The sequence below is a fragment of the Acanthopleuribacter pedis genome (assembly GCF_017377855.1).
Taxonomy (GTDB): Bacteria; Acidobacteriota; Holophagae; order Acanthopleuribacterales; family Acanthopleuribacteraceae; genus Acanthopleuribacter; species Acanthopleuribacter pedis.
Genome location: NZ_JAFREP010000008.1, coordinates 204,994 through 229,908 on the forward strand (window position 1 = coordinate 204,994; position 24,915 = coordinate 229,908).

Annotated in this window: 20 protein-coding genes; 16 read left to right on the top strand and 4 right to left on the bottom strand. The window is 56.2% G+C overall.

Features of this window, described 5'->3' with window-relative positions; all coding sequences use genetic code 11:
- The first annotated feature begins 44 nt into the window (after positions 1-44).
- The 8 genes from J3U88_RS11420 to J3U88_RS11455 all read left to right on the top strand — a co-directional run bounded on the left by J3U88_RS11420 (position 45) and on the right by J3U88_RS11455 (position 11,870).
- Positions 45-746 (top strand): DotU family type IV/VI secretion system protein, encoded by a 702-nt coding sequence (locus J3U88_RS11420; protein ID WP_207858885.1) that lies wholly within the window; start codon positions 45-47, stop codon positions 744-746.
- A complete protein-coding gene (locus J3U88_RS11425; RefSeq protein ID WP_207858886.1) occupies positions 746-4,750 on the top strand; it encodes a type VI secretion protein IcmF/TssM N-terminal domain-containing protein in 4,005 nt (1,334 codons plus the stop codon). Before J3U88_RS11420 ends, J3U88_RS11425 begins: the two co-directional genes overlap by 1 nt.
- A gap of 2 nt (positions 4,751-4,752) precedes the next feature.
- Entirely contained in the window at positions 4,753-6,483 is a 1,731-nt protein-coding gene (locus tag J3U88_RS11430) for a TagF domain-containing protein (RefSeq protein WP_207858887.1), read from the top strand.
- A 130-nt stretch (positions 6,484-6,613) separates the two neighbouring features.
- Positions 6,614-8,320 (top strand): type VI secretion system protein TssA, encoded by a 1,707-nt coding sequence (gene tssA, locus J3U88_RS11435; RefSeq protein ID WP_207858888.1) that lies wholly within the window; start codon positions 6,614-6,616, stop codon positions 8,318-8,320.
- A 318-nt stretch (positions 8,321-8,638) separates the two neighbouring features.
- Entirely contained in the window at positions 8,639-9,133 is a 495-nt protein-coding gene (locus tag J3U88_RS11440) for an FxsA family protein (RefSeq protein WP_207858889.1), read from the top strand.
- A gap of 24 nt (positions 9,134-9,157) precedes the next feature.
- On the top strand, positions 9,158-9,313 hold the full coding sequence (locus J3U88_RS11445) for a hypothetical protein (protein WP_207858890.1): 156 nt from the start codon (positions 9,158-9,160) through the stop codon (positions 9,311-9,313).
- 330 nt (positions 9,314-9,643) lie between these two features.
- On the top strand, positions 9,644-10,177 hold the full coding sequence (locus tag J3U88_RS11450; protein WP_207858891.1) for a TrmH family RNA methyltransferase: 534 nt from the start codon (positions 9,644-9,646) through the stop codon (positions 10,175-10,177).
- 34 nt (positions 10,178-10,211) lie between these two features.
- On the top strand, positions 10,212-11,870 hold the full coding sequence (locus tag J3U88_RS11455) for a sulfatase (RefSeq protein WP_207858892.1): 1,659 nt from the start codon (positions 10,212-10,214) through the stop codon (positions 11,868-11,870).
- A gap of 79 nt (positions 11,871-11,949) precedes the next feature.
- Here J3U88_RS11455 and J3U88_RS11460 read toward each other — a convergent pair whose 3' ends face one another.
- The 3 genes from J3U88_RS11460 to J3U88_RS11470 all read right to left on the bottom strand — a co-directional run bounded on the left by J3U88_RS11460 (position 11,950) and on the right by J3U88_RS11470 (position 15,291).
- Positions 11,950-13,809 (bottom strand): sensor histidine kinase, encoded by a 1,860-nt coding sequence (locus J3U88_RS11460; RefSeq protein ID WP_207858893.1) that lies wholly within the window; start codon positions 13,807-13,809, stop codon positions 11,950-11,952.
- Positions 13,810-14,523, bottom strand: coding sequence for a response regulator transcription factor (locus J3U88_RS11465; protein WP_207858894.1), 714 nt, complete (start codon positions 14,521-14,523; stop codon positions 13,810-13,812).
- 195 nt (positions 14,524-14,718) lie between these two features.
- The gene (locus J3U88_RS11470) at positions 14,719-15,291 is read right to left on the bottom strand and encodes a hypothetical protein (protein WP_207858895.1); all 573 of its coding nucleotides are present in this window, start codon (positions 15,289-15,291) and stop codon (positions 14,719-14,721) included.
- Positions 15,292-15,590: 299 nt separating this feature from the next.
- Here J3U88_RS11470 and mutL point away from each other — a divergent pair, with 299 nt between their 5' ends.
- Complete coding sequence (gene mutL / locus J3U88_RS11475) at positions 15,591-17,582, top strand: DNA mismatch repair endonuclease MutL (RefSeq protein WP_207858896.1); 1,992 nt, start codon at positions 15,591-15,593, stop codon at positions 17,580-17,582.
- Here the strand turns inward: mutL and J3U88_RS11480 are convergent.
- On the bottom strand, positions 17,579-17,935 hold the full coding sequence (locus J3U88_RS11480; protein ID WP_207858897.1) for a hypothetical protein: 357 nt from the start codon (positions 17,933-17,935) through the stop codon (positions 17,579-17,581). The two genes, mutL and J3U88_RS11480, sit on opposite strands and share 4 nt — an antisense overlap.
- 73 nt (positions 17,936-18,008) lie before the next feature.
- Here J3U88_RS11480 and J3U88_RS11485 point away from each other — a divergent pair, with 73 nt between their 5' ends.
- The 7 genes from J3U88_RS11485 (at position 18,009) to J3U88_RS11515 (ending at position 24,849) form a co-directional block, all read left to right on the top strand.
- A complete protein-coding gene (locus tag J3U88_RS11485; RefSeq protein ID WP_207858898.1) occupies positions 18,009-18,254 on the top strand; it encodes a hypothetical protein in 246 nt (81 codons plus the stop codon).
- Between the two features lie 200 nt (positions 18,255-18,454).
- On the top strand, positions 18,455-20,764 hold the full coding sequence (locus tag J3U88_RS11490) for a molybdopterin-dependent oxidoreductase (RefSeq protein WP_207858899.1): 2,310 nt from the start codon (positions 18,455-18,457) through the stop codon (positions 20,762-20,764).
- Entirely contained in the window at positions 20,761-21,465 is a 705-nt protein-coding gene (locus J3U88_RS11495) for a hypothetical protein (RefSeq protein WP_207858900.1), read from the top strand. Before J3U88_RS11490 ends, J3U88_RS11495 begins: the two co-directional genes overlap by 4 nt.
- 14 nt (positions 21,466-21,479) lie before the next feature.
- Complete coding sequence (locus tag J3U88_RS11500; RefSeq protein WP_207858901.1) at positions 21,480-22,166, top strand: cytochrome c3 family protein; 687 nt, start codon at positions 21,480-21,482, stop codon at positions 22,164-22,166.
- Entirely contained in the window at positions 22,159-23,196 is a 1,038-nt protein-coding gene (locus J3U88_RS11505; protein WP_207858902.1) for a 4Fe-4S dicluster domain-containing protein, read from the top strand. The genes J3U88_RS11500 and J3U88_RS11505 overlap by 8 nt, the downstream gene beginning before the upstream one ends.
- A gap of 9 nt (positions 23,197-23,205) precedes the next feature.
- Entirely contained in the window at positions 23,206-24,450 is a 1,245-nt protein-coding gene (gene dsrP / locus J3U88_RS11510) for a sulfate reduction electron transfer complex DsrMKJOP subunit DsrP (protein WP_207858903.1), read from the top strand.
- Between the two features lie 60 nt (positions 24,451-24,510).
- Positions 24,511-24,849 (top strand): carboxymuconolactone decarboxylase family protein, encoded by a 339-nt coding sequence (locus J3U88_RS11515; RefSeq protein WP_207858904.1) that lies wholly within the window; start codon positions 24,511-24,513, stop codon positions 24,847-24,849.
- Positions 24,850-24,915: the final 66 nt, after the last annotated feature.

The window sequence follows — 24,915 nt, forward strand, 5'->3', positions numbered from 1 at the left end:
CCGACGGTGCCCCCTGCTAGAACCCTCTTATTAGGTGATTGTCCATGGATCTTCGCGATGTAACCCGTGATCTTTTTCTGTTCGCCGCTACCTTTCGGGAACGCCTGAATCAGGGCAGCCTGCCGCCGGTTCAGACCCTCTACCAAGAAGTGCGCATTCTGTTTGACAAAATGGATCAAGAGGTGGTCTCCAATCCCGCCCTCAGCGCACGTTACGGCAAAATTAAATACGGGCTGGTGGCCCTGATAGACGAGATCATCGTCAGTTCGACCTGGGCCGAGGCACGCAACTGGCCGGTTTTGGAACTCGAGTTTTACGCCACCAACATTGCCGGTAACCACTGTTTTGAATTAATTAAGTCCCTAACGCCCGCCGACGTCGACCTGATCGAGGCCTGGTTTTACATCCTCGCCCTGGGTTTTCGCGGTGAGCTGGCCTTTGAAGAGGCGCGTTGGGAAGAAACGCTGTTGCGTTTGTACCGTCAGTTACCCCAGCGCATTGAGCAAGGCGATATCAAACTTTCGCCCGAGGCCTACGAGGTTATACCCCGCAAAGCACGCCGCCTTGATCCGCTCTTTTCACTGTGGCGTTCCGTCATTATTTTCGTCGTGTTTTCCATCATGCTGATCGTTTTCTACCAAGTGGTCTGGCATGCCAAGGTTGACGAGGTTAAAGAAAAGTCAAACACGGTGTTGCTGCAGATGCGCGACAAGCAACTGGTTGAGACGCTGAAGGATGGTAACTAATGGGCAAAATTCTTGAACTGCTCCGACTAATCCCCGGCAGCGCCAAAGCCCTGACATTTTTAATGATCGTGGGTGGCGCCTGTTTCTTTGTCTACACCCGCTTTGGCGCCAAGGCCGCCCTGACCTTGTTTGTCGGCATCATGATTATCGCTTTTGCGGTTTGGGTGTTTAACCAAATCGTGAAATGGCGCGAATCACGTCGCGGTGCTGCTTTTGGCAAAGCGCTCGAAGAATCGGCCGGCCCCTCCAAGGAAGAAGTAAAAGTTGCCGTCGGCGAACTCAACGAAAAATGGCACGAGGCCCTGGAGAACCTGCGCAATACCCGCATTGACCTCTACCAGTTGCCCTGGTACCTCTTGATCGGCGAGCCCCAGTCGGGTAAGTCGACCACGCTCAAATTTTCCGGCCTGAAATTTCCCATCGGGGTTGAATCGATCTCGGGTGGTGGTGGTACCCGTAACTGTGACTGGTGGTTTACCGAACAGGGCGTGATCCTCGACACCGCCGGTCGCTTCACCTTCCAAGAAGGCACCGCGACCGACTCGGCCGAATGGGAACACTTCCTCGGTTTGCTTTCCAAGTACCGACCCTATTGCCCCATCAACGGTGTCATCCTGGTTATTCCGGTCGATGCGCTGTTGAATGACGACGACAAGCTGCTCGAAACCAAGGCGCGCAATATCAGTGAAAAACTGCTGACCGTCCAGCGCCAGTTGGCGATTCAGTTTCCGGTTTATGTGCTGATCACCAAATGCGACCAAATCTACGGCTTTACCCAGTTCTTTAACAAACTGAACGCCGACCAACAGCGGGAGATGTTCGGCTGGTCCAACCCCAAACAAGATTCCGGCTTTAGTCTGGATACCTTTGGCGAGAGTTTTGGGCAAATTTCGGCGCGCATCGATCAGATCCGCAACAGCCACTTCAGCCAGCCGCACTTGCATGACGAGGTCGACAAAACCTTTATCTTCCCGGAAGAGTTCCGCACCATCAAAGAACCCCTGCAACGTTACATGCACCTCATTTTCGAAGGCAGCGTGTACAAGGATCCTTTGTTTTTCCGCGGTTACTACCTGACCTCCGGCCTGCAAGAAGGTCAGCCGATTGTCAAAGCCTGTCAGGCCATGTTCCAAGGCGGCGCCATGCCGCAAAACCTGGAAAAGATTTTCACCCGCTCGCGCGCCTTCTTCATCCGTGACTTCTACTCCGAAAAAGTGTTCCCGGAAGAAGGTTTGGTTCAGCGTGCGGCCGACCTGATGCGCAAAGACAAAATGAAACGGCGTTTTATCTACGCCGTGAACATCGCCATTTTTGTGCTGGGCGCGGTTTTTGTCTTTTTCATGTACAACAGCCTGAGCAAACGCTTGAATCCGCCGATGCAGGCCATCGACCAAACGGTGAGCGTGTTGAACCAGGTCGAGGGCTCCTTCTTTAGAGATAAGGAAGCGCGGCGAAGTATCTTCGAGGCATTGAGTTACCTAAAAAGTTCGGTGAACGACACCCGCGACAGCGGTTTCCTGTTGTTCCTCAAAACCCGCCAGAACGAATTGACGGCCCACTTGCAAGATACCTTTGGGTATCTGTTCCTGGATCGCATCATGCTGGAAATGTTTAACCAGGTTGACGCCCAGTTGCGCGAGTTTGATGTGGCCAGTGCCCGTGCCGACCTCAGCAGCGAGGCGGAATTGAAGCTGTTAACCAACGCCATGAAGGAGCTCAAACGCTGGCAGTACGCCGCTGCTGAGAATCGTTTGGACGAATTGGACGACGCCTCAATCGAACCGTTTCTCGATCTTGTGATTAACGACGAGTGGAACCTCGAGCTACAGGACCTGTTGGGTGAAGATACCCTCAAACGCACGCTGCAGCGCTGGTTTAGTGAGGTCGATACCCGCAGTTCCGACCGCTTGCAGAAATTCTTCAAATCCTACATGGTCGACAAATCGACCGGCATGTACGCCAGCCTTGGCGAGAAGGTCGATAGCTTCTACCGCAACCAACCCGAGTTGGATTTGTATCGCGAAAAAGTCGGCATCCTCGAGGACATGAAAGAGTTGTACGAGGCGATCAAACGCCCCAACTTGGACCGCCTTGAGTACCATCAAAAATTGTCCAACTTGGCCGGTTTCTTCGCGGTGAGCAAGCGCGAAGTTATGGCGAACCAAAACGACCGCTATCTTTCCTTCCCTGTCATTCGCGAGGAAATTGCTAAGGCGCTCGGCGAGGAATACGTCGCGCTCCTGCCGAAGGAAGCCGAACCCGAGGGTGATAAAGAAAATCGTTCCTTGCTGGAATCGGGCGGCGACCTGTTCTCCAAAGGCAGCGAAATGTTGGGCCGTTACAAAGATATGCGCGGCAAGTTACCCAACCACAGTTCCTTTGTCAAAGTGTTGGTGCGTCGCGATTTGGACCAACTTCCCGATCCGCGCAAAATCTTTCCGCCAGGTCCCGAGGGCAACCTTTCTTATGATGAGGTTCACTTCAAGTTCTACAACCGTTTGCTGGCCGAATACATGGCCAAGTTCAGCGACGACAGCGTGCCTTACAAAGGCATCGTCGACTCACAAAACGAACTGAACGGGAAACTGGACAGCTTGTTTGTGGAAGGCGCCAAGCGCGTTTCCACCTTGCGTGACCTGTTCGACGAGAAAATCCTCGAGTTTATCGATCTGCACAAGGCCGAGCCGCGTACCTTGGAACGTTTTGAGCAAGCCGTCGGCGATTTCAAACGCGCCTCGGTTTTGCGTGAAATGAAAACCTTGGAGCAAACCCTTAACGACGTGCTCTCAACCATTCCCGACGAGGTGCCCGAGGCGCCGAGCAGTTGGGGGGCCATTGTTACCGGCTTTAACGACATCAGCGATAACGGTCAAAAGTTCGACGGCTTTGTGAAGTTGCCCGACTTGTTATTGCGTGAATTCAAAGGCCGGCCCAAGCGCAACATTGCCCGCATTTACCTGGGCGGCGGCGGCCCGATCCCCGCGGTTGACAACTATGCCAAAACCGCGGAGAAAGTTTTGGAGCGGTTCAGCACCGCGCTGGCCTCGCTCAATGCAATTTCCACCCAGGACCTTAAGAAAAACGAAAGTTTTTACCTGAGTGGTCGTTTCGAGCAATACGCCGACCTGCGCATTAAGGACAACGTGATTGAGGAATACGGCGATAAACGCAGTGTTCCCGTTTACCTTACCGCCCATCTCGACGCACTGGACAAATGGTCGACCAATGCGATTCAGGCCTTTTTCCGTCGGGTCAGCAGCGCCGATCCTTGTCCCGAATGCGGCAGCTCACGCCGTAAATTGGGTGACGCGGTGCGCGACGCCGGGATTGGTTTCCCCATGCGTTTCGACTCACAGGTTCGGGTGACACCCCAAACCGGTGAGGGCGCGTTGATTTCCCCCAGCATTACGCCTAAGGAAAAGTTGGATCATCTGTTCTCGGTCCTTTCGGTTTACAAACCGGAGAACCGGACGCCGGCGATGGAAAATTACGTTAAGAAAAACGGCTTGGAAGGGTTTTTGGAACGTGCTTTTGCATGGGAAGAAGCCGTGCGCGTCATGCTGGCCGAGGGTTTGGAAATTTCCTACAAAATGGAAGACAAACCCGGGTTCGAACCGGTGGGGCGGACGAAGAACATTTCAACCGACTTCACCCTGGCGCAACTCAGCGGTCACTTTACGGGCCGCAACCTGAACTTGAACTCACCAAGTTTTACCAAGTTGGAGAAAAACGACTCGGCCGAGGATGATAAACTTGTTTTTCGTTTATTTAACGATACGCAAGGCAACCGAGCGGAGTCGTTGGTGATCGTGGAAGGTGGCTACCTCGGCATCTTCGCGTTCGCATTAGACGGCAGTACCGCCAACGATACACGCGACCGTTTTACGCGTGAAATCACCCTGCCGCTCAACACGGGTAACACCGAGGTAAAAGGTTTGTTCCACTTCAAGACTTCGCGATCCATTCCGGCTCCCCCGGATTGGAGTCGTATCCTGAGGAAGTAGTTATGCGTTTTTTTGACCGGTTTCGCAACCGTGTCAAAATACCCCCGTTCGGGGTGGGAATTTACGGGAAGCTGCCTGGTTATAAAGACTTTCTCTTCACCAGTTGCAGCCCCGCCTTCTCCGACTGGAAGATCCTCTTGGATCGTGGGTTCGACAGTTTAATTCGTGGTGGCATCCCCAACCCCTACGTGTCCCCGGCACGCCGCTTTTTCGTCGACATGAAAGACCAAAAAGTAGGTTTGGTCGGCTGTATTTGGGACAGTAGTGATGGTTTGCGTTACTTCCCGTTTATGGTTGCAATGACCTTGCCGCGCCGCTACTGCCAAGGCTCTTTTTCCGAGTTCTGGCAGTTATTGGAACAAATCTGGTGTTATCTCGAAGATTTGAAGCAGGAACTGGAAGGTTTCGACAGCTCGACCGGCATCCTCAAACGGGTGCGTGGTGAAAACCACAAAATCGAGCCGTTTGAGCCGACCAAATGGGAAGTCAAGGAACATCCGCTGGCTGAAAAAGCCCGGGGTGACTTTGAACGGGGCATGCTGACCCGGCTCGACTTGAGTCAAATCAGTGCCCTCGAAGAGTTGGAAGTGATTCACGGTTTGCGCCTGAAGCGGAACCCTTGTTTTATCCTGTGGCCGATCACCCGGTGGCGCGACGATCACCGGGGCACCACGCTTGCTTACTTGGGAAGCAAAGGCACGACTGATCTCAACATCCGTTTCTTTCCACCGGTTCAAGACGACCCGCTTCTGGCCAAAAAGACCAAAACCCCCAATTTGGACGGACCGAGCGTGGATCAACCCTCGGTAAGTGATTCGGGATCCCATTTGAATCCAGGCTTGCCGCGGGTGCGAAAGCCCGAGCCGGTGCCCGGTCTTTCGGAAGACCACCCAATGCATCCCGCCAATCAAAACAAACAACAACCGCCTTCCAAACCCTCCGAGGAAGGGGATACCTTTCCTGTCCGCGGTCGTGCCGCCCAGTTCGAGAACGACGAAACCAATGCGCCGACCGAACGCATGAAAGCGGTTGATCCACGGACCCTGGAAGCCAAACAATCGAACGAGGCGTCTACACCCCGTGAGGGGATGCCGAGCCAATCGCCGCCACCCGAGGCGCCGACGCGAATGCCGGCGCCCGCGCCGGTCCCAACTCAGCCGGTCCCATCGGCTGAGCCGGCCGCTGACGATTCAGCGCGCTCGGACGATGCCCCGTCGCCTGTGCCGGTGCCGGGTGCCAAACAAAAGGCGCCTGACGCGCGGCCTACCACCATGCCGGCGCCCGCGCCGCCACCCGCCGCAAATCCTGAACCGCCGCCTTCCGCCAACTCGGCCCCGGCTCCCGCCGACGGCCCCGCCCACGGCCCCGCCCACGGCCCCGCCCACCCGCCGTCTGCCGGACCGCCCGCCGGCCCACTGATGGTTTTGGGACAACAGGCAAAAGCGCCCGTGGACGAACACGTCGATCCCGACCTTGACAGTACCCAGCCTTTAGACGGTTTGTTGAATGAAGGGAAGACCGAGCCCTTGCCCGTCGCGGAATTACCGACGCGTGAACCGGCCGATCTCGAGCCCTTGCGGGAGTACAGCGATTGGGAAGTGGAGGAGGCGCAAGCCGAAATTGAGGCTGCCAAATCACGCAAGATTCCCGAGCTTCACGACGACGATATCTTCGATCCCAACGACAGCGCCGGCCCTCTCGATCTTGAAGGGTTGGGGTTGAAGGATCCTTAATCGGCCGCACGATGAGGCCCGTCCCGAGACCTGCGAGCGTTTTGTTTTTTTGGTGTTCCCGTTGTGTTTGAGTTGGTGTTGAAACGACCCTTGGCGATGGGAATCCTGTACTTCATTCTGGGAGCAAGTCATGCAATTGGAAGAGTTACTCGTACACAAGGAAGCGATTCTCACCCCGATCAGCGACAGCGACCCTTGCGGTGAGGATCCCAAGTACGAAGACGCCTACAGCGAGATTAAGGAAGAGGTCGGCAAGATGTCGGCGCTCGGTTCCGGTTCGCCCGATTGGAACAAGGTCGAGGAACACTCGATTAAGTTGTTGAAAGAAACGGCAAAAGAACTCAACCTTTTTGCCTACCTCGGCTTTGTGTGGTCGCAAAAGTACAAGCTGGCGGGGATGACCGCGGGGATGGACATCGCGGCCGAGGCCTTGATGAAGTTTTGGGACGACATGCACCCCTCGGCCAAAAAGGTGCGCATTCGCGCGCGCGCGGTGGATTGGTACCACACGCGGTTGTTGGAGCAATTACCCGATTGCAAAAGCGAAGATCGCGAACTGCTTCAGAAAAGTTTGGATGCTGTAAAAGCGTTAAAAAATGCCGTTTATGAGAAGTTTGAAGACCCCCCGGTGAACTTCCGCAAGATCCGCACAACCTTTGAGGAATGGCTGGCCCAAGCGCCCGAGCCGGAACCGGAGAAGCCGCCCGAGCCGGAAAAACCGCCTGAACCGCCGCCACAGGCCGCCGCCGCGCCTGCCCCGGCCGCCGCGCCTGCAGCAGCCGCCCCGGCCGCCCCGGTCGCGGCTGCACCCGCCCCGGCCGCCGGTCCCGCCATCCAGGCCCCCGCCGTTGCCGGCGACGCTTCTCTCGACGATGTCGCCAAAGCCCTGGTCCAGATGGCGACCGCCTTGCGAACCGCCGATCCGGCCCACCCCCTGGGTTATCAGTTGCGGCGTATGGGTATTTGGGCGCGCGTTAAAATGCCCAAGGTCAATAACAACCGCGAGATGTTAATCCCTGGACCTCAGCCCAATGTCATCAAACAGATTGAGCTGGCGATGAGTAAATCCAACTGGACCGCCTTGCAGGCGCAAGTCGAGGGGTTCTTCACCTCGGCACCGCTTTGGCTTGATCTTCAGTTTTATGCCGCCCAAGCCGCGGAGAACCAGAGCCAAGATGACATCCTTTCGATTATTAAGGCTGAAACCAAACGTTTTGTCGCTCGCTTTGAAGAATTGCTCGACATTAAATTCAAAGGCGGGATGGCCCTGGCCTCACCGCAAACCAAGGATTGGTTGGAGCAAATCAGCCGCGAAGGCGGTGGCGGTGGTGGTGAGCCCGATCCCGCCGCGGAGCTTCGCAGCGCGTTGCGTTCCCACGGCGCGGGCGCTTTTGCCGATGCGCTTAATGCCGGTCAGGCCGCCATCGACAGCGCGAGTGATCCCCGCGGCAAGATGCGCATGCGCATTGAAGTAGCGGGTTTCTGCCTGGAGGCCGACCAACCGTCCTGGGCCGATGCCATGTTACGCGGATTGGTTGAAGAACTCGAATACTACCGTGTCGCCCAATTCGAACCAAAGTTGGCGGGCAAGGCGTGGCGCTTCATGTTGGAAGCTTCGCGCAAGCTCAAGGCCTTTGACCCGGCCTACGGCGATATGGAACAACGTGCCATGCGCCAACTGGCTCAGTTGGATTTGAGCCACATCGGCGATTTCCCGGTAGAGCTCAAGAAAAAAGGACCGGGCGGTTTCGGCGGCGGCTTCGGCAAAGGTCCCGCGGCACCCAAACCGGCGGCGGCCCCGGCCCCCGCTGCCGATGCCAAACCCGCGGGAAAATAGGCCTGTGTCGAAGACCTGATCGATCCACCGCATCAACGCGAATCGCCGTGTTGCCTCGTTTTGCAAAGGGTTTTGTCCCTTTGCTCGACGGGGTCGCGCCCGCGTGTTAGGTTTAACTCGGCGGGTGTAAACCTAAGAGGCGCGATAAGAGCCAGGGATTTTGGTTAAAAATCTGGAGCGAAATGGTTTGGAAAAAGCGGACCGAGGTCGCGCACGACGCGCACCCGTTGGGTGCGGTGAGCATTTTTGCAGGCCGTTGCAGCCCAGAGGTTTAGCCAAAATCACCGCGTCAGCGCTTCTTAGGGTAAAGGAAGGATCATGGGTTTTGTCGCGCGTTTTTTCATGTTGGTCACCGTTTTGAGCATCGGTGAGTTGTATCTGCTGGTGACCGTGGCCAACGAGATCTCGTTTCCGCTCACACTTGGTTTGTGTGTGTTGACCGGGGTACTTGGCGGTGGCCTGGTACGGTATCAGGGCTTGCGATGCCTCAAAGAAATTCAAACCAATTTGAGCCAAGGCCAAGTGCCCGCCGCGGAAATTGTCTCCGGCTTGATTTTGGTGGTGATTGGGACGCTGCTGCTTACACCGGGATTTATCACCGACACCGTTGCCTTCACCATGTTGGTTCCCCCGATTCGATTGTTTGTCGCCCGCCGCGGTGTTGCGGCCTTTAAGAAACGTGCGGTTGTGCGTCAGGGCGGCGGTTTTCCCGGGCAGGGTGGGTTTTCCGGACAGGCCGGTGGCTTTTCGCGGCCGAGCTCGGGTTCCGGTGCAGGCCGTGTCATCGACGTTGAGGGCGAAGAACTTCCTTAACCGAAAGAACGAGGTACGCCGACCATGGGTAAAAACAAGGGTGCCGCGAAAGGCGGCTGTTTTATGATGAGTGGCTGGTTTGTACTGGCTGCAGCGCTCTTTGTCCTTCTGGTTTTTGCCGCCATTGCGACCCTTTACCAACTCGGTGTTTGGGACGAATTCTGGGCCGAGCTTTTTTGAACATCACTTCGTGCGCGATTCGGGTTCTGAACCGACAGCGCGCTAACCCGCATTTCTCACAAGGAATTCTGCTACGGGGTAAGCCATGCGATTACGAGGGGGGGCCTTCCGCCTTACTCGGTCGAGCCGCCTTCGCCGTAGCTCTGCTACGCCGAATGGTCGGACCCCTGTACCGTCTCTCGGTCGTAACCTTCGTCCTCACAAGGCTTTCTGCTTCTCGCGACGAATCCTTGTGAGAAATGCGGGCTAAAGCCCGCTTGCTACAGCATCCAGTCCCCCTTCCGAACTTCCTTGCGGTACAATGAGCCGGCTGAAATGAGGAGTTGGTTTGTGACTGAATCACCGCGACCTTTATCGGAACCTTGGCCCAATATGGATTACGATCATTCCCTGAATATCGTGTTGGTGGAGCCGGAAATTCCCGGGAACACGGGAACCATTGGGCGTATGTGTGTCGGGTTAGACCTGACGCTGACCCTGGTCGAGCCGCTAGGTTACACCTTAAACGACAAGCAGTTGCGGCGAGCGGGCCTAGATTATTGGCCCCATCTCAAGTGGCAAACCTTGCCGAACCTTGAGGCCTTGTGGTCGATTTGTGACGATCCGCGGCGTTTTTATTTCTATACCACCAAGACCGACCGCCCCTATGCCGCCGCCCAACATCGGCGCGGCGATTTTTTGATTTTCGGCAAGGAAACCAAAGGCTTGCCCGAGTCGCTTTTGGCCGAGCATCCCGAGCGCTGTTTCACCATTCCGATGTACGGTAAAATTCGCAGTTTGAACTTGGCCTTGGCCGCCGGGGTGGTCGCTTATGACGCCGTCCGGCAAATGAGCGATGATTTTCAGGTCCAACCCTGGTCATAAAACGCGCTTTTCCATTCTTTTAGTAGGTGAGCCCATGTTATTTCCTGTGTCCGCGTCGAACCCTCATTCATTCAACGCTTTTTTTCGTGCGGTCTTTTCGGCCTGCCTACTGCTCTTCGCGATGGTCGGTTGCCAACAGCAGCCGGGCTATACCGTGAGCCAGGTGGACGGTTTGAGTAAACGGGCCGGGTTCACCGTGTTGCCCGCCCGCGTCGCTGAAAAAACCTTTACCCTTCCGGTGGAAGCCGGGCGGCAGGCTTGGCTACTCGTTGGCAATGGCTCGGAGGAAGCACGCACCGTTTCGGTAACCGGGGCGCAGCCCGCCTCCGTCACCTTACCCCCAAAACAATGGCAAGTGGTTGCCTTGCAAACCGAACGTGCTTCCCTGCAGATGGATTGGCCCGCCGGTGAACTTTATTTCGGTGATTTGTATGTGTTGCCGGAGCAAGCCAAGGACGCCCACAACATTTTGCTGATTTCGGTGGACACCTTGCGTGCCGACCGTTTCGAGGCGGCCACCATGCCGGGGCTCACTGCCTTTTACGAAAAGGGATTGCGTTTTGAACGGGCCTACACCACCGCGCCCTGGACCTTGCCGGCGCATGCTTCCATGCTTACGGGTTACACACCAGCGCGGCATGGCGTGCGCGAACCGGAGCAGTACCTCAGTCGTGAAACCACGACCCTGGCTGAGCGCCTGCAATTGCAGGGCTACTTCACCGTTGGTTTAACCGAGGGCAACTATATGGCCGAAGTCTTTGGCTTGGCCCAGGGGTTCCACCTTTATTACGAGGACCCACCATTTATGATGGAGCAGGACCCCTCACGCGCGTCACGCTTCCAGGCCAACCTCGACCGTTTGGACGCCGTTTTGGCTGAGCACGAGGACAAGGCGCCGATGTTTGTGTTTCTGCACACCTACGAGGTGCATTGTCCCTATTTGCCACACGACGGTCTCAGTGATCCTGACAATCTCGGCGGTACCCGATGGTTGCTGGACAACGAGTTCGGTGATTTGACGGACGAGCACTTGGCCCATTTGATCAAGTTGTACGACGGTGAGGTGGCCTACACGGACCGCCTGTTGACCCCTTTGGTCGAGCGCCTGGCCGCGAAGGGTAACTGGACGATCATTCTCACCTCCGACCACGGCGAAGAGTTTGGCGAACACGGTGGCCTGTTGCACGCCGATACCTTGTACGAGGAAGTGACCCGTGTCCCACTGGCGCTCATTGGTCGCGGCGTCACGGAAAAAGGGCGCACCAATGACCCCGTGTCAATTGTCGACATTGCCCCGACGATTTTGAATTTGGTCGGGGCACCCGCGGACGAACAAAGCGAAGGGCGCGACCTGCTCGCGTTACCACGCGCTACCACCCGTTCCCTGTTCGCCGAGTCCTACTTCTTCGGCCCCCATGTACCCGCGGAAGATCCACGCCTTACCGCGGTGTGGAAGGCCCACGACAAACTGATTCAAAAACGCAACCACGGCCAATTCACCGCCGAGTTGTATGCTTTGAATGCGGATCCCGCCGAGCAGAAGAACCTGTCCGAGGAGGACATCAAGAAAAGGGATGCTTTGTTTCTGTTCCTTCAAGATTACTTGGCAGGAAAAGCCTTCAAGGCAGGCCGCTTGGAATCGCTCAGCGAAGAGCAGCTCGAAGTGATGCGTTCGCTGGGTTACACGGAGTAAAAAAACCGCTCTGTGAAGCCGGCACACATCCCTCACAAGGATTGGTCGCGAGAAGCAGAAAGCCCTGTGGAGCGGCGGGCTAGATACCGGCGGCGGTTTCCAGGGAGGAGTCGACTGATTTCGGGATGTGGATTTCAACGCCGAAGCCGGTGCCCGTCTTCGGGTAATACAGCGAAATCGTGCCGCCGTTTGATTCGACCAGTTCTTTTACCAGGCTGAGGCCTAGGCCGGTGCCGGTACTTTCCCGCGTCAGTTCGTTTTCGCAGCGGTGGAAGCGGTTAAAGACCTTGGTTTCGTCTTCCTTGGGGACGCCGGGTCCGTTGTCGAATACGGTTAGGACCGCGTCGGTATCGGTTTCGTCGACAACAATGGTCAGTGACGGGTTGGGATCCGTGCGCGCGTATTTGATGGCGTTGTCACACAGGTTGTAAATCACCTGGGCCAAAGAATCTTTGTCAAAGCGAACGTAGGGGGTGGAGCGCACCTTGTAGTAGCACTTAAGGCCGTTGTTTTCGATCCATACCTGCAGGGGTTCCAGCGTTTCTTCGATGAACTCATCGAGGAGCAGCGAGTTCTTTTTGAGGCGGAACACGCCGCGTTCGATGCCTGAATAATCCAGCACGTTTTTGATCAAGCGCGACAGGCGTTCCGATTCGCAATAGATGTACTTGTAATAAGTGTCTTCTTTGCCCTTGGCCCAGCCTTCCAGCAGCATTTCGGTATACATGATGATGCTGGTCAGCGGGGCTTTGAGTTCGTGGGTGATGGCGGAAATGAAATCGTTTTTCTTGCGGGTGAGAAAGGCTTGGGCCGAAATCAATTTACCGAGGTGGAACAAAGAGGCACCGAGGACCAGGATCAAACAGAAGATGCTGAACCAAAAGCGGTTGCGCTCCTCGTAGTAGGTTTTGAGGTAATCGGCTTGGTCGCTTTTGCGTTTTTGTAGGGCCAGGGTGCTGAAGGGTTCCGTGAGCAATTGGCCGCCGGATGCCGAGACGCTGTTGCGGATGACCACGCTGCCGAATTCGGGCTGGCGGTGTTCCAGATAATTACTTTGCGCGGCTTGGTGAAACACCAGCATGTTGACGATAAAACCTTGGATGTACAAATGGTTGTCGATGAGCAAGATGCGAAACATGACAATGTGTTCGTTGCCGTGGGTATCGGTGAAGGCGCGGTCCGAAAAATCGTAATAGCTGATGTTGACCCAGTTGCGATCCGTTTTTTGCAGGGCCTCGGTTTTAAAATCGGCGTACTTGGCCAGGGTATCCAGCTCTCCGAGGGATTCCTTGGTTTTGTTGAGGCGACGGCTGGCGCGTAGGTTGCGCAAGATGGTGCCGATATCGGGAAGCTCGACGCCGTCAACGGCCAAGCGCGCGATCAGGAGGGGGGTGACTTCTTCTTCGAGAAACCGGCGGAACCCGTCAATCAAAATTTGGTTTTCGGCGGAGGATTTAAAGGCCTCGTTGGCGTCGTAGGGGGTAATCACCTGACGCCCGGCCGGGTCGAGTTGAAAGTAGCCGACCACGCTGTTTTCAATGATGTTGTACAGGCTTTCGGTGGTTTGATCCATGCCGTCGAGAATGCCGGAATCACTGGGGCGCAAGTTTTTGAGTTGGCGCACTTTGTCAAGGTAGAGTGGGGACCGCTGGATGACGGGTTCGCCGGCGACGGCCACGATTTGACTGCCCTCGGAGAAAATGACGGGTAGGTAATGGGTGAACGGGCGCACCTTCTCGCGTTCCATGAAGCGCTGCCACTCCATGGACAAGTCGCGCATGAAGTCGTTGGCGACCCGGTCGTGTTGGGCGTCAAGGCTGCTTTCGAGTTGGCGCTTGTGGTTTTTGAGCGATACCGTACCCTGATAAAACAGGATGCTGACGGGAATCAGGAGCAGTACGACGTAACCGGAAAAGGCTTTGTATATCCGGTTTTTCATCTAGATCGTATCCTCGATGATGTAACCCTTGCCCCGTTTGGTTTTGATAATTTCGGGTTGCGAGGGGTTCTCTTCAATTTTTTGGCGCAGTTTTCCGATGGTGACGTCGACGGTTCGGGTTTCGAGGCCGACGTTTTTGTAACCCCATACCTCGCGCAGCAGGGTTTCGCGGTCGACGACCTTGCCGATGTTCTCGCAGAGAATTTTGAGGATCATGAATTCTTTTTCGGAGAGGTGCAGGCGCTTTTCATTGAGCCAACAGGAGCGCGCGTCGAAATCGACGGTCAGCGCTTTGACGCGCACGGGGCCGCTGCGTTTGTCTTGGTTCATGGCTTCGACTTTGTCGAGTTCACGTCGGCGCAGGTGGGCGTTGATCCGTGCCAGTAATTCTTTGACGGAAAAAGGTTTGGTGATGTAGTCGTCGGCGCCTTTTTCCAGACCTTCTATGCGGTCACTCTCACGGCCTTTGGCGGAGAGAAAAATAATCGGTGCCTTGATGCCGCTTTCGCGCAAGTTCTCGCAGACGTCGAGGCCGTTGAGTTTGGGAAGCATGATGTCGAGCAGAATCAGGTCGGGGTGCTGCATGATCGCTTTTGATAGTGCTTCATCGCCGCGTTCGGCGGACAAGACATCAAACCCCTGAAATGTGAGAGCGTCGACGATGCCTTCTCTAATTTTAGGCTCGTCCTCAACAACCAAAATACGCTTGCGCATGTTCGCCTCCATTAGCGCCTCATCATACCACAAGCCCCATCATAGCGAAGCGGGGGAGAGGATCACAAGTAACGGGATAAACCGCCTTAACAAATGAGATTACGACCGAGGGGGCAACGAAAAAAAGCTCTCATGAGGCATGAGAGCTTTTTAACCGAGTTGCAGGTTTCGGCAAGGCCGTGTACCGGCCTTTAATTAACGTTTCGCGGTAGAAGCTTCGCTTTCGTCGTCGTTGTTTTCAACGATCACGGCGCCCGCGACAACGGCACCGCCAATGGCGGCGGCGGTCCCGGCGGTAACGCCCAAGACGGTACCCGCGGTTGCTGCCGCCGCACCGGCTCCGGCTGCTGCGCCGGCGGCTGCACCGGCCGCGGCGGCACCGGCACCGGCTGCCGCGCCACCCAAACCAGTTGCGACGGCGGCGGCACCACCGGCAATGGCGCGTTTGGCTAATTTTTTGTTAGCGAAGACACTGTAAACGTGAAGGTTGCCGTCGCTGCCCTTGAAGTTGAAAACCACGTTGGGGCCCAAGTCGAGAATTTTCTTCAGGGTGGGGGAACCGTTGTTGTACCAGTTTTTCCACTTTTTGCTTTTGTAAACCGCGTTGAATTCGTCGGTCACCTTGTAATCACTACCCAGGTCGTCGTGAACCCATACACCCTTGGTGTAGGTCATCTTTTGACCGTCAATCGTACGTTTTTCGCCCTCGCCTTGGGCCATGACACTCAGGGCACAGGTTGCCAACAGTACCATGCAAAACGTTTTCATAATGAACCTCCAAATCCTGCATCATCGGGATCTAAGTCAAGCGAGTCTGGAAAAATTTTCAGTCGGATTCTTCCATTATAGTCACTTTTCCACGTCGCGCACAGAAGGAATTCTTTTTTTTAAAAATCCTCGCTGGAACTCGGTGTTCTCTATATATCGGCCTCACAACCCACCCGCTTTAGTCGGGCTTTGGAATTTTACCGATCCGCACGGTGGTATCACAGCCGAGTTCGCTGGTGTAAGATACGGCCCTACCAGGGGGGCCGGCTTTTCGGCCGCCGATTTTGGGGAGTGAATGCATGGGAACTATCCGGGTGTTGCCCGATCATTTGGCCAACCAAATTGCCGCGGGTGAGGTGGTTGAACGGCCTGCCTCGGCACTTAAAGAATTGGTTGAAAACAGCTTGGACGCGGGTAGCAACAAAATCAAGGTGGTTTTGGAGGCCGGCGGCAAGCGCCGGATTCGCGTCGAAGACGATGGGCGCGGCATGGATAAGGACGACTGTTTGATGGCGCTTGAGCGTCATGCCACCTCCAAGCTAACTCGGGCCGAGGATCTGTTTTCCATTCGCAGCCTTGGTTTTCGTGGCGAGGCTTTGCCCAGTATCGCCTCGGTTTCCCGGTTAACCTTGGAGAGTCGTCGTGCCGAGGACGAGGCCGGCGTTCGGGTTGAGTTACACGGCAGCAAAATGTTTAAGGTGACCGAGGTCAGCCGTCCGCCCGGCACCTCGATCACGGTTGATCAGCTCTTTTTTAATATTCCGGCCCGCAAAAAGTTTTTGCGCAAAACGGAAACGGAACTGAGTTGGATGGTCAACCTGGTTACCCAATACAGCATGGCCCACATCGACAAACATTTCATCCTGGAGCACAACGGGCGAACCTTGATGGACTTGTCGCCGGTGAGCCAACTGAAGGAACGGGTTTACCAGCATTTCGGCAAGCAGTTCATCGATCACCTGGTCCCTTTTGAGGGCGAGCGTGACTGGCTTAAGGTCAGCGGTTTAACTTCGCTCCCTTCTTTTCTCAAAACCAGCCGCAATTACCAATTCCTATTTGTGAATGGTCGGCTGGTGAAGGACAAGATTTTGGGGCATGCCATCAGCGAGGCCTATCAGGGGTTCGGTGAAGGCAAAATCTACCCGGTCATATTCCTATTCATTCAAGTGCCCTCGGCGGAAGTGGACGTCAACGTGCATCCGGCCAAAACCGAGGTCAAATTTATCAATGCCAACTTTGTCCATGACGGCGTGCGCGATTTGATTCGAGCGCCGCTGCTCCAGCAGCGGGCGACCATTCCCTACCGCTTTCGCGAGCAATACCACGAGGTTCCCAGCCAGACGATGCCCACCAAACGCGATCCTTGGTCCATGCCGCGGCAACAGCAGCAAGCTCTGCCGGGCGCGCCCGCGGGCGGGCCGATGTTCGCCGAGGCGGGTGGGGGCGCGGCACCGGCGCCGGGTTCGCCCTACGACCGTTTTGTAACCCAACGCGACCAAGCGGCAAACGCCGCAATGCCGGCGCAAGCCGCCCCAAATACGACCGGCCCTGTTTCTGCCGCGGATGTCAAGGCCGCCGCGCCGTCCGGGCCGACCGCGCCGTCCGGGCCGACCGCGCCGTCCGGGCCCGCGATACCGCCACAACGCGATCAGGTCCCGGATCAAGGGGTTTCGGCAAACCAACATTTATTCAGTGAAGCCCAACGCAAGGAGCTTTCTTTGCCGCGGATTATCGGCCAGTTTCGCGATAGCTACATCCTTGCCGAACAAGACGGTGATTTGCTGTTAATCGATCAGCACGTGGCCCACGAACGCATCCTCTACGATCAAATCTCGGAGGCCTTGGCGGAAAACCGGGTCGAGCGTCAAGCCTTGCTGGTGCCGCAAACGATTGAACTCTCGCCGGCGCAATCGGTTGATTTTGAGGCGGTGAAACCCACCTTGTCGGCCTTTGGTTTCGATGTGGATCCTTTCGACGGCAACACCTTCATTATTCGCGAGCGGCCGGTTTTTGTGGACGGCGAGAACCTCGAAAAGCTGGTTGGGGAGTTGATCGAAAAAGCCCGCGGTGAACGCATGGAAACGGCGCTGGAAGCCATGATCGATCACTACGCCGCCACCAAGGCCTGTAAAGCGGCGGTCAAAATCAACATGTTCCTCACCCCGGAAAAGATGAAACACCTCATTAACGAACTCTATCAAAGCGCAACCCCGATGTTCTGTCCTCACGGGCGCCCCATCGTGCTTAAGTTCTCCAATGAGGAAATTGAGAAGAACTTTTTTCGTCGTTAAAATCCCATGTTCCCGCGTTTGGGGTGCGCGATTTGGCGCAAGCCTGCGCAGGGATCCGCAGCTGCTCGGCGTTTGTCGGTTTTTTGCTTCTGGTGGGCTGGGGTTTGCTCAAGTAATTGAAAATAAACTTTTTGTGGCGTGAGCTCGGCGCGTGGAGCCGTTGTGCGTCTGAATAAAGGTATTTTGTTTAAGCGCGGTAAAGATAGTTGTTTAGGGGTATTTTGAGGGGGGCTCGCCCAACGGTTACCGCTGCCCGGACTTTTTGCAAAGCCGCTATCGCGTTGTTTTTTGTAAACCTTTGGTTTGGAGAAGGTAAAGCCGGGGGTGTCGCTATTATCGGTGGTTCTAGCCAAGTTGGCCTGGTTTTTGAAGTAGAGGGAGTGATCCTTTCCCTCGCCTCTTTACCTTGTCAGGAGCTTTGCTGTTATGCCGGTTAAAAGTTACTTGGCCTTCTCCCATGAAGGTCGCTACCCCCACATGATCGCCCGGCTTGAACAATGCGACGGTGTTTCGGTTTACCCGGCGGAAAACCGAAACGTGGCCGTCGTTGTGACATCCAGTGACGATGAATCCTCGGAGCAGCGTGTTAAATCGGCGCTCGAAGCCATTGTGGATATCCACTGCCTGACCTTGGTCTTTGGTTATGCCGACCCAGCGCCGTTTGCGGTTTAATCTGCCTTCCGGCGCGAGCCAATCTTGAACCAGCCGGTGTGTCTCACGGCCGATGTGGATCGGGAAGCCGACAGCCTGTCCGGTATCCTCCCTTTTCAGGGCACGCCTTGCTTCCCTCCGTGTAGACCTGAGTCGGTGATGAACCTGTTCCATGGGTTCGTGCGCGGATAGGAGTGCATTTCCTAAGAGGAGAACCAACCATGGTTTCACGGCGAATTTTTATCAAAAATATGGCCCTTTCCTCGGCCGTTGTTGCGGCCCAGAGCCTGTTGCCGGGCGTACTTTTTCCCTCCGCCTCGTTTGGTGCCGCGGCCTCGGGGTTGACCTGGCACAAGACGCCCTGTCGTTTTTGCGGCGTGGGTTGTGGTTTGTTGGTGGGTATCGACAGCGGTCGTGCCGTCGCGGTCAAAGGTGATCCTGCATCCGCGGTCAACAAGGGCCTGTGTTGCGTGAAGGGTTATCACTCGGTGCAAGCGCTTTACGGCAAAGACCGCCTGCGTTCCGCGCAAATGCGCAAAAACGGGCGTCTCGTGGATGTTCCTCTTTCCGAGGCGCTTGATGCGGTGGCCGATCACTTTAAGAAAACCATCGCCGCCCATGGGAAGGACAGCGTGGCGATTTATGGGTCCGGCCAGTGGACGATTCCCGACGGCTACGTTGCCGCCAAGTTATTCAAAGGCTGCCTCGGCACCAACAACGTCGAGGCCAATGCCCGACTCTGTATGGCCAGCGCCGTGACCGGGTTCTTGACGTCGTTCGGGTTGGACGAACCCATGGGTTGTTATGAGGATATCGACCACGCTGATGTGTTTATCCTCTGGGGCAACAACATGGCTGAAATGCACCCCGTTCTTTTTTCACGGCTTTTGGAGCGACGCCAACACCACAAACGGACGCTGATTGTGGATTTGGCCACGCGTACCACACGCACCAGTTTTGCCGCCGACAAATCGATTTTGTTCGAGCCGCAAACGGATTTGGCGATTGCCAACTGTATCGCCTATCAAATCATTAAAGACGGTCGGGTGAACCGCTCCTTTGTTGAAAAACACGTGGCCTTTAAAAAGGGGCACACCGATATTGGTTACGGGTTGGAAGACGGCTTCCATTTTAAAGATGAAGCGACACCGACGGATTTCGCGGGTTACGCCGCGTTCCTGGAAGACTACACCCCCGAAAAAGTCGCCTCGTTAACCGGCGTCTCCGCGGCTGATTTGCGTTACCTGGCCGCTTTGTACGGGGATCCCAACCGCAAGGTGGTTTCTTTTTGGTGTATGGGGATGAACCAGCATACGCGGGGAACTTGGATCAACAACCTCGTCTACAACCTTCACCTCCTGGTCGGCAAAATCAGTCGTCCGGGCAACGGGCCGTTCTCCCTTACCGGCCAACCCAGTGCCTGCGGCACCGTGCGCGAGGTGGGTACCCTTACCCACAAACTGCCGCACGGGGTGGTGATGAATGAAGCAGCGCGCAAAAAAGCGGCCGAAATTTGGCAGGTTCCGGTTGAAAACATCGACCCCAAGCCGTCTCATCACACGGTCTCCATGTTCCGCGCCTTGGATAGCGGCGCCATTCGGATGATGTGGATCCAGGTGACCAACCCCATGGTGACCATGCCCAAATTGAAGCGGTACCGTGATGCGGCCAAAAAAGAAGGTCGTTTTATCGTGGTGTCCGATGTGTACCCGACACCGACCACGGATATTGCCGATGTGGTGTTGCCTTCCGCGATGTGGATCGAACGGGAGGGGATGTACGGGAATTCGGAGCGACGCACCCAGCACTTCCAGCAGTTGGTTGAACCACCGGGTGAGGCGATGAGCGATACCCTCCAGATCATTGAAGTGGCGCGGCGCATGGGGTTCGGCGATAAGTTTCCGCAAGACCCTAAAACGCATATTCGTGAGATTTGGGAGGAATACCGGCGGTTTCACGACGGGCCCAAACACGGCATGGCGCCTTATGAGGTGCTCTTGCAGCGGCCAGGGGTGATCTGGCCGTTCCATGAGGGCCGGGAAACCAAATGGCGGTACCACGCGGAAACCGATCCCGCGGCCAAGGGTTCAAGTTTTGATTTTTACGGGAAACCCGATCACCGGGCCTGGATTTGGGCGCGGCCCTATGAGCCGGCCCCGGAAGTACCCGACCGAGAGTACCCTTTTTGGTTGTGCACGGGGCGCGTACTCGAGCACTGGCACTCGGGCAGCATGACCCGGCGCATTCCGGTCCTGCACCGTGCCGTACCTGAGGCTTACGCCGAATTACATCCAGACGATGCCACGCGATTGGGCGTGCGTTCCGGTGAGCGGATCCGCCTGGTGACGCGGCGCGGCTCCCTGGAAATGACGGTGGCCGTGGACCAGCGCGGCCGACCCGCGCGTGGCCATGTGTTTGTGCCCTTCTTCGACGAAGCGCTGTTAATTAACGAGGTGACCCTCGACGCCTATTGCCCGATTTCCAAACAGCCCGATTACAAAAAGTGTGCTGTAAAGGTTGAGCGGGTATGAATACGCCGGTTACCTTTTTCCAAAAATACCTTTTGATCGGCATGCTGGTGCTGCTCATGGCGGCCGGGGTGTGGGTGATTGGGCAGGCGCTGCATGAGGACGACCCCGACCGTGCCAAAACGGAAACGGGGAGGATGACCACGCCGCCGCTTAAAACCACCCCCCTCTATCAAGAGGCCGGCGTGTTTCAGGGGCGGGATCAGCGCTCACGGTTTGTGGATTTGCGTCAGGCCGGCACGCGTCGGTTGGCCGAATATTATGACAGGCGGGCGTACCCCGGTGCGCCGCCGTATATCCCGCACCCGGTTGAAAGCGACATGAAAACCGATTTTGAGGCCTGTTCTTCTTGCCACGAAAACGGCGGGTTTGTGCCGACTTTTCAGGCTTTTGCCCCGGTCACGCCCCATGCGGCCTACCGCAATTGTCGCCAGTGCCACGTTCCCCAAGCCACCGAAACACTGCTTGTCGCCAATCAGTGGCAAACGACGGCGCCGCCCGCCATCGGGCGCGCCGCACTACCGGGCGGGCCGCCGCCCATCCCCCACGGCCTGCACATGCGCGAGAACTGTAGCGCCTGCCACGCGGGGCCCGCGGCGCCCGTGGAAATTCGCACCAGTCACCCGGAACGTTTGTCCTGCCGGCAGTGCCACGTTCCGGCTGAAACGGCGCTTGATTTTGCACGCCCGGGCGAGCAGCCCTAAACGAGGACGGCATCATGGCTTTTCCAGGAAACCGCGACCGGCATGGCCGGCATTTAACCCGAATGTGTTTGTTGTCCCTTTTGATGTTGGTTGGCTGTAGTGGACCCAAGCCGCCTCATCCAGCCAGGGTCGCCGATACCATCGCCGCCCATGAAGGGCCGGTTCAGGGTCCCGACACGGCTCATTTGACCGCGGAATTGAACCGGGTTCGCGCTGAGTTTCCGGGTCGTTTGCAAGCCGCCGATTTTTTCGTCGAAACCCGCGTCAATCAATTAAAACAAGCGCCGTGCGCGCAATGTCACGCCGCCCCGGTGGACTTAGACAAGGCGCCCAAGGCCCATTGGGATATTCAATTGGAACACGCGGGTAACCACATGATGCAGTGCTCGACCTGTCACGATCCAGGCGACCACAAGTCGTCCCTCATTTTTCTTTCCGGGGCCGCGCTTTCCATGGATCACGTTTACCAACAGTGCGGTCAGTGCCATTTCGAACAGCTTCGCGATTGGGAAGGCGGCGCCCACGGTCAGCGGGTGGCGGCCTGGAGCGGCGAACGGGTGGTGCGGAACTGCACGGGTTGTCACGATCCGCACCAGCCGGCGTTTCCCAAGCGGTGGCCCGTGCATGCGGCGCGGCCGGCCGACGAAACACTTCCGATACAGGAGATTTCGCACCCAGAGGAGGGATCCGCTCATGACTAAATCCTCATCAATCAAGACATGGGTCCGACGTCTGTTGAACCCGGAGGCGCTCCGATATTTGGCCGCGGACGACCCCGAAGGCGACCGCTCCTTTGCCGAAGGGGCCGCTCAGGTGATGGACAAGCAACTTGATCGGCGTCAGGCGCTTAAAGCCATCGCAGGCGCCGGCGCCGCCGGCGCGGCTTTGGTTCAGGCGGCTTGTGCCCCCTTGGGTGGTCGATCGGAAGAGGCCCAACATCGTTGGGAAGAATTTTTTAAGAAGAACTACCGCTTGATGACGGAAACGGAACGCGCCGAAACCGTGACGCGCCTGACCAAACTCGCGGCCGATGATCGGGGCGGCGCGCCGCACATTCAAACCACACCGGCCCAGCCGGGGGTCTTGTTTGGTTATGCCTTTAATATCTCGAAGTGCAAAGGTTACCAGGATTGTGTCAAAGCTTGTATCCATGAAAACAATCTGGATCGCGGCGAGAATATGCAATACATCCGCATTTTTGAAATAGAAAACGGGCAGCAAAGCCTGGCTTCCGCCAACGGTTCCTATTATCACGAAGTTCCCGCCGACGGCCATTATTACCTGGGGACGCAGTGTTTCCACTGTGAGAACCCGCCTTGTGTCGATGTTTGCCCGGTGGGTGCGACCTGGAAGGAAGAAGACGGCATTGTGGTTGTTGATTACGACTGGTGTATCGGCTGCCGTTATTGCCAGGCCGCATGCCCCTATTTTGGTCGCCGATTCAATTGGTCGGCGCCCCAGGTGCCGCCCGAATCGGTGAACCGAGAACAGCATTACTTGGGCAATCGGCCCCGCAAGAAAGGGGTTATGGAAAAATGTACGTTTTGCATTCAGCGGACGCGCCAGGGCAAGTTACCCGCCTGTGTGGAAGCCTGTCCCACGGGTGCCCGGGTCTTTGGGAACCTGCTCGATCCCAACAGTGAAATCCGTTATGTGCTTGCCAACAAAAAGGTGTTTCGTTTGAAAGAGGAATTGGGTACCGAACCGAAGTTTTGGTATTTCACCGACTAAGGAGTCGCCATGTCACCGACCCATCTTTTCCAATTTTTTGGTGATGCATTCCTCTCGGCGACCCGTGGGCGCCTTGCCTATCACGTGTGGATGGGGGGATTGACCTTTTTGATGTTGCTCGGCGCTTACGCCTACAGTGTTCAGCTTCAGGAAGGGCTGATTGTGACCGGTATGAACGATCACATCAGTTGGGGTATGTATATTTCGAATTTCACCTTTTTGGTCGGGCTGGCCGCCGCCGCGGTGATGCTGGTGTTGCCGACCTACATCCTCGACGATGTTGATTTCGGCGGCGCGGTGTTGATCGGAGAAGGGGTGGCCGTCGCCGCGTTGGTGATGTGTCTTGCCTTTGTGACGGTTGATTTGGGCGGACCCCATCGCGTGTGGCACATGATCCCCAAATTGGGTTATTTCAATTGGCCGCGTTCTATGTTGACGTGGGACGTCCTTGTGCTTAACGGCTACTTGGCCCTCAATGTGATGGTGCCGTTTTACCTGCTGTACAGCCGTTATCACGGCGTCAAACCTGATAAGCGTAAATACGTGCCTTTTGTGGTGCTGTCGGTTTTTTGGGCTGTCGGCATTCACCTGGTGACCGCCTTCTTGTACGCCGGCTTGCCCGCCCGTCCTTTTTGGCACAATGCCCTGTTGGGTCCCCGTTTTTTGGCCTCGGCCTTTGCCGCGGGTCCGGCCTTCATTCTCATGTTACTCGGTGTGATTGATCGTTTTACCGACTACGGTATTCGCGTGGTGATTTTTGACAAACTGGCCTTGATTATTACCGTGGCGGCCCAAATCAACTTGGTCATGCTCGGTTCCGAATTGTTTGTGGAGTTTTATCAGCCAACCGAACACGCGGAAAGTGCCGTGTATCTTTTTTTCGGGCTCAACGGCCACGACGCCCTCGTTCCCTGGATCCGAAGCGCGGTTGCGCTCAACCTCGGCGCCACCCTGTGTCTCAGCATCCACCCCTTGCGTCGGCGCCGCGGCATTTTATTGGCGGCAAGTACCTTGTTATTCCTGGCTGTATGGATTGAGAAAGGCATGGGGTTGGTGGTTCCCGGTTTTGTTCCGGGCCCTTTGGGTGATGTGGTTGATTACCATCCGAGCTGGGTGGAAATTTGGGTGACGGTGGGCATTTGGGCCATGGGTTTCTTCATTTTGTCGGGTTTGGTTAAAGTTGCGATTGCGATTGAAACCGGGCGGATGAAGGCGAAAGGCGGTGATCAGGAGGTACCTACTGAATCCCTCTAAGCGAGGGCGACCATGTAAGGTATTCTCAAGAAGTTGGGTTTATATTAAGGAGGAGTTGTCATGGACCGAATTCCCAAAACCTACCAAAAGTTTGCCGAACGCCATCCCGAGGTGCTCGCCGCCTACGATGCACTCAACGAACAGGTCAAAAGCGGTGACGCCTTGTCTGAGGAAGAATGTGCTCTGATTAAGCTGGCGATTAGCATTGGTGCCGGTATGGACGGGGCCATGGCCTCCCAAACCCGCAAGGCATACAAAAGTGGTATTGCCCCGGAGAAACTCGAGCAGGTGGCGGTCTTGGCGCTTCCGACCCTTGGCTTACCCCGTATGATGCAGGCGTTTAAAACCATCCGTGGTGTTGTCGAGCGCTTCGAGGTCGGTGAAGAACCAAAGGCTTGACCGTGCCATTGGGCGTCGGCGGATCCGTGACAGCCAAACTGTCGGAATGGTGCGTTTTCATGATCG

Coding starts and splice junctions, on each gene's coding strand:
- mutL (WP_207858896.1), top strand. CDS start 15,591: ATGGGAACTATCCGGGTGTTGCCCGATCATTTGGCCAACCAAATTGCC.
- J3U88_RS11420 (WP_207858885.1), top strand. CDS start 45: ATGGATCTTCGCGATGTAACCCGTGATCTTTTTCTGTTCGCCGCTACC.
- J3U88_RS11430 (WP_207858887.1), top strand. CDS start 4,753: ATGCGTTTTTTTGACCGGTTTCGCAACCGTGTCAAAATACCCCCGTTC.
- J3U88_RS11485 (WP_207858898.1), top strand. CDS start 18,009: ATGCCGGTTAAAAGTTACTTGGCCTTCTCCCATGAAGGTCGCTACCCC.
- J3U88_RS11490 (WP_207858899.1), top strand. CDS start 18,455: ATGGTTTCACGGCGAATTTTTATCAAAAATATGGCCCTTTCCTCGGCC.
- J3U88_RS11460 (WP_207858893.1), bottom strand. CDS start 13,809: ATGAAAAACCGGATATACAAAGCCTTTTCCGGTTACGTCGTACTGCTC.
- J3U88_RS11515 (WP_207858904.1), top strand. CDS start 24,511: ATGGACCGAATTCCCAAAACCTACCAAAAGTTTGCCGAACGCCATCCC.
- tssA (WP_207858888.1), top strand. CDS start 6,614: ATGCAATTGGAAGAGTTACTCGTACACAAGGAAGCGATTCTCACCCCG.
- dsrP (WP_207858903.1), top strand. CDS start 23,206: ATGTCACCGACCCATCTTTTCCAATTTTTTGGTGATGCATTCCTCTCG.
- J3U88_RS11505 (WP_207858902.1), top strand. CDS start 22,159: ATGACTAAATCCTCATCAATCAAGACATGGGTCCGACGTCTGTTGAAC.
- J3U88_RS11445 (WP_207858890.1), top strand. CDS start 9,158: ATGGGTAAAAACAAGGGTGCCGCGAAAGGCGGCTGTTTTATGATGAGT.
- J3U88_RS11455 (WP_207858892.1), top strand. CDS start 10,212: ATGTTATTTCCTGTGTCCGCGTCGAACCCTCATTCATTCAACGCTTTT.
- J3U88_RS11470 (WP_207858895.1), bottom strand. CDS start 15,291: ATGAAAACGTTTTGCATGGTACTGTTGGCAACCTGTGCCCTGAGTGTC.
- J3U88_RS11500 (WP_207858901.1), top strand. CDS start 21,480: ATGGCTTTTCCAGGAAACCGCGACCGGCATGGCCGGCATTTAACCCGA.
- J3U88_RS11495 (WP_207858900.1), top strand. CDS start 20,761: ATGAATACGCCGGTTACCTTTTTCCAAAAATACCTTTTGATCGGCATG.
- J3U88_RS11465 (WP_207858894.1), bottom strand. CDS start 14,523: ATGCGCAAGCGTATTTTGGTTGTTGAGGACGAGCCTAAAATTAGAGAA.
- J3U88_RS11440 (WP_207858889.1), top strand. CDS start 8,639: ATGGGTTTTGTCGCGCGTTTTTTCATGTTGGTCACCGTTTTGAGCATC.
- J3U88_RS11425 (WP_207858886.1), top strand. CDS start 746: ATGGGCAAAATTCTTGAACTGCTCCGACTAATCCCCGGCAGCGCCAAA.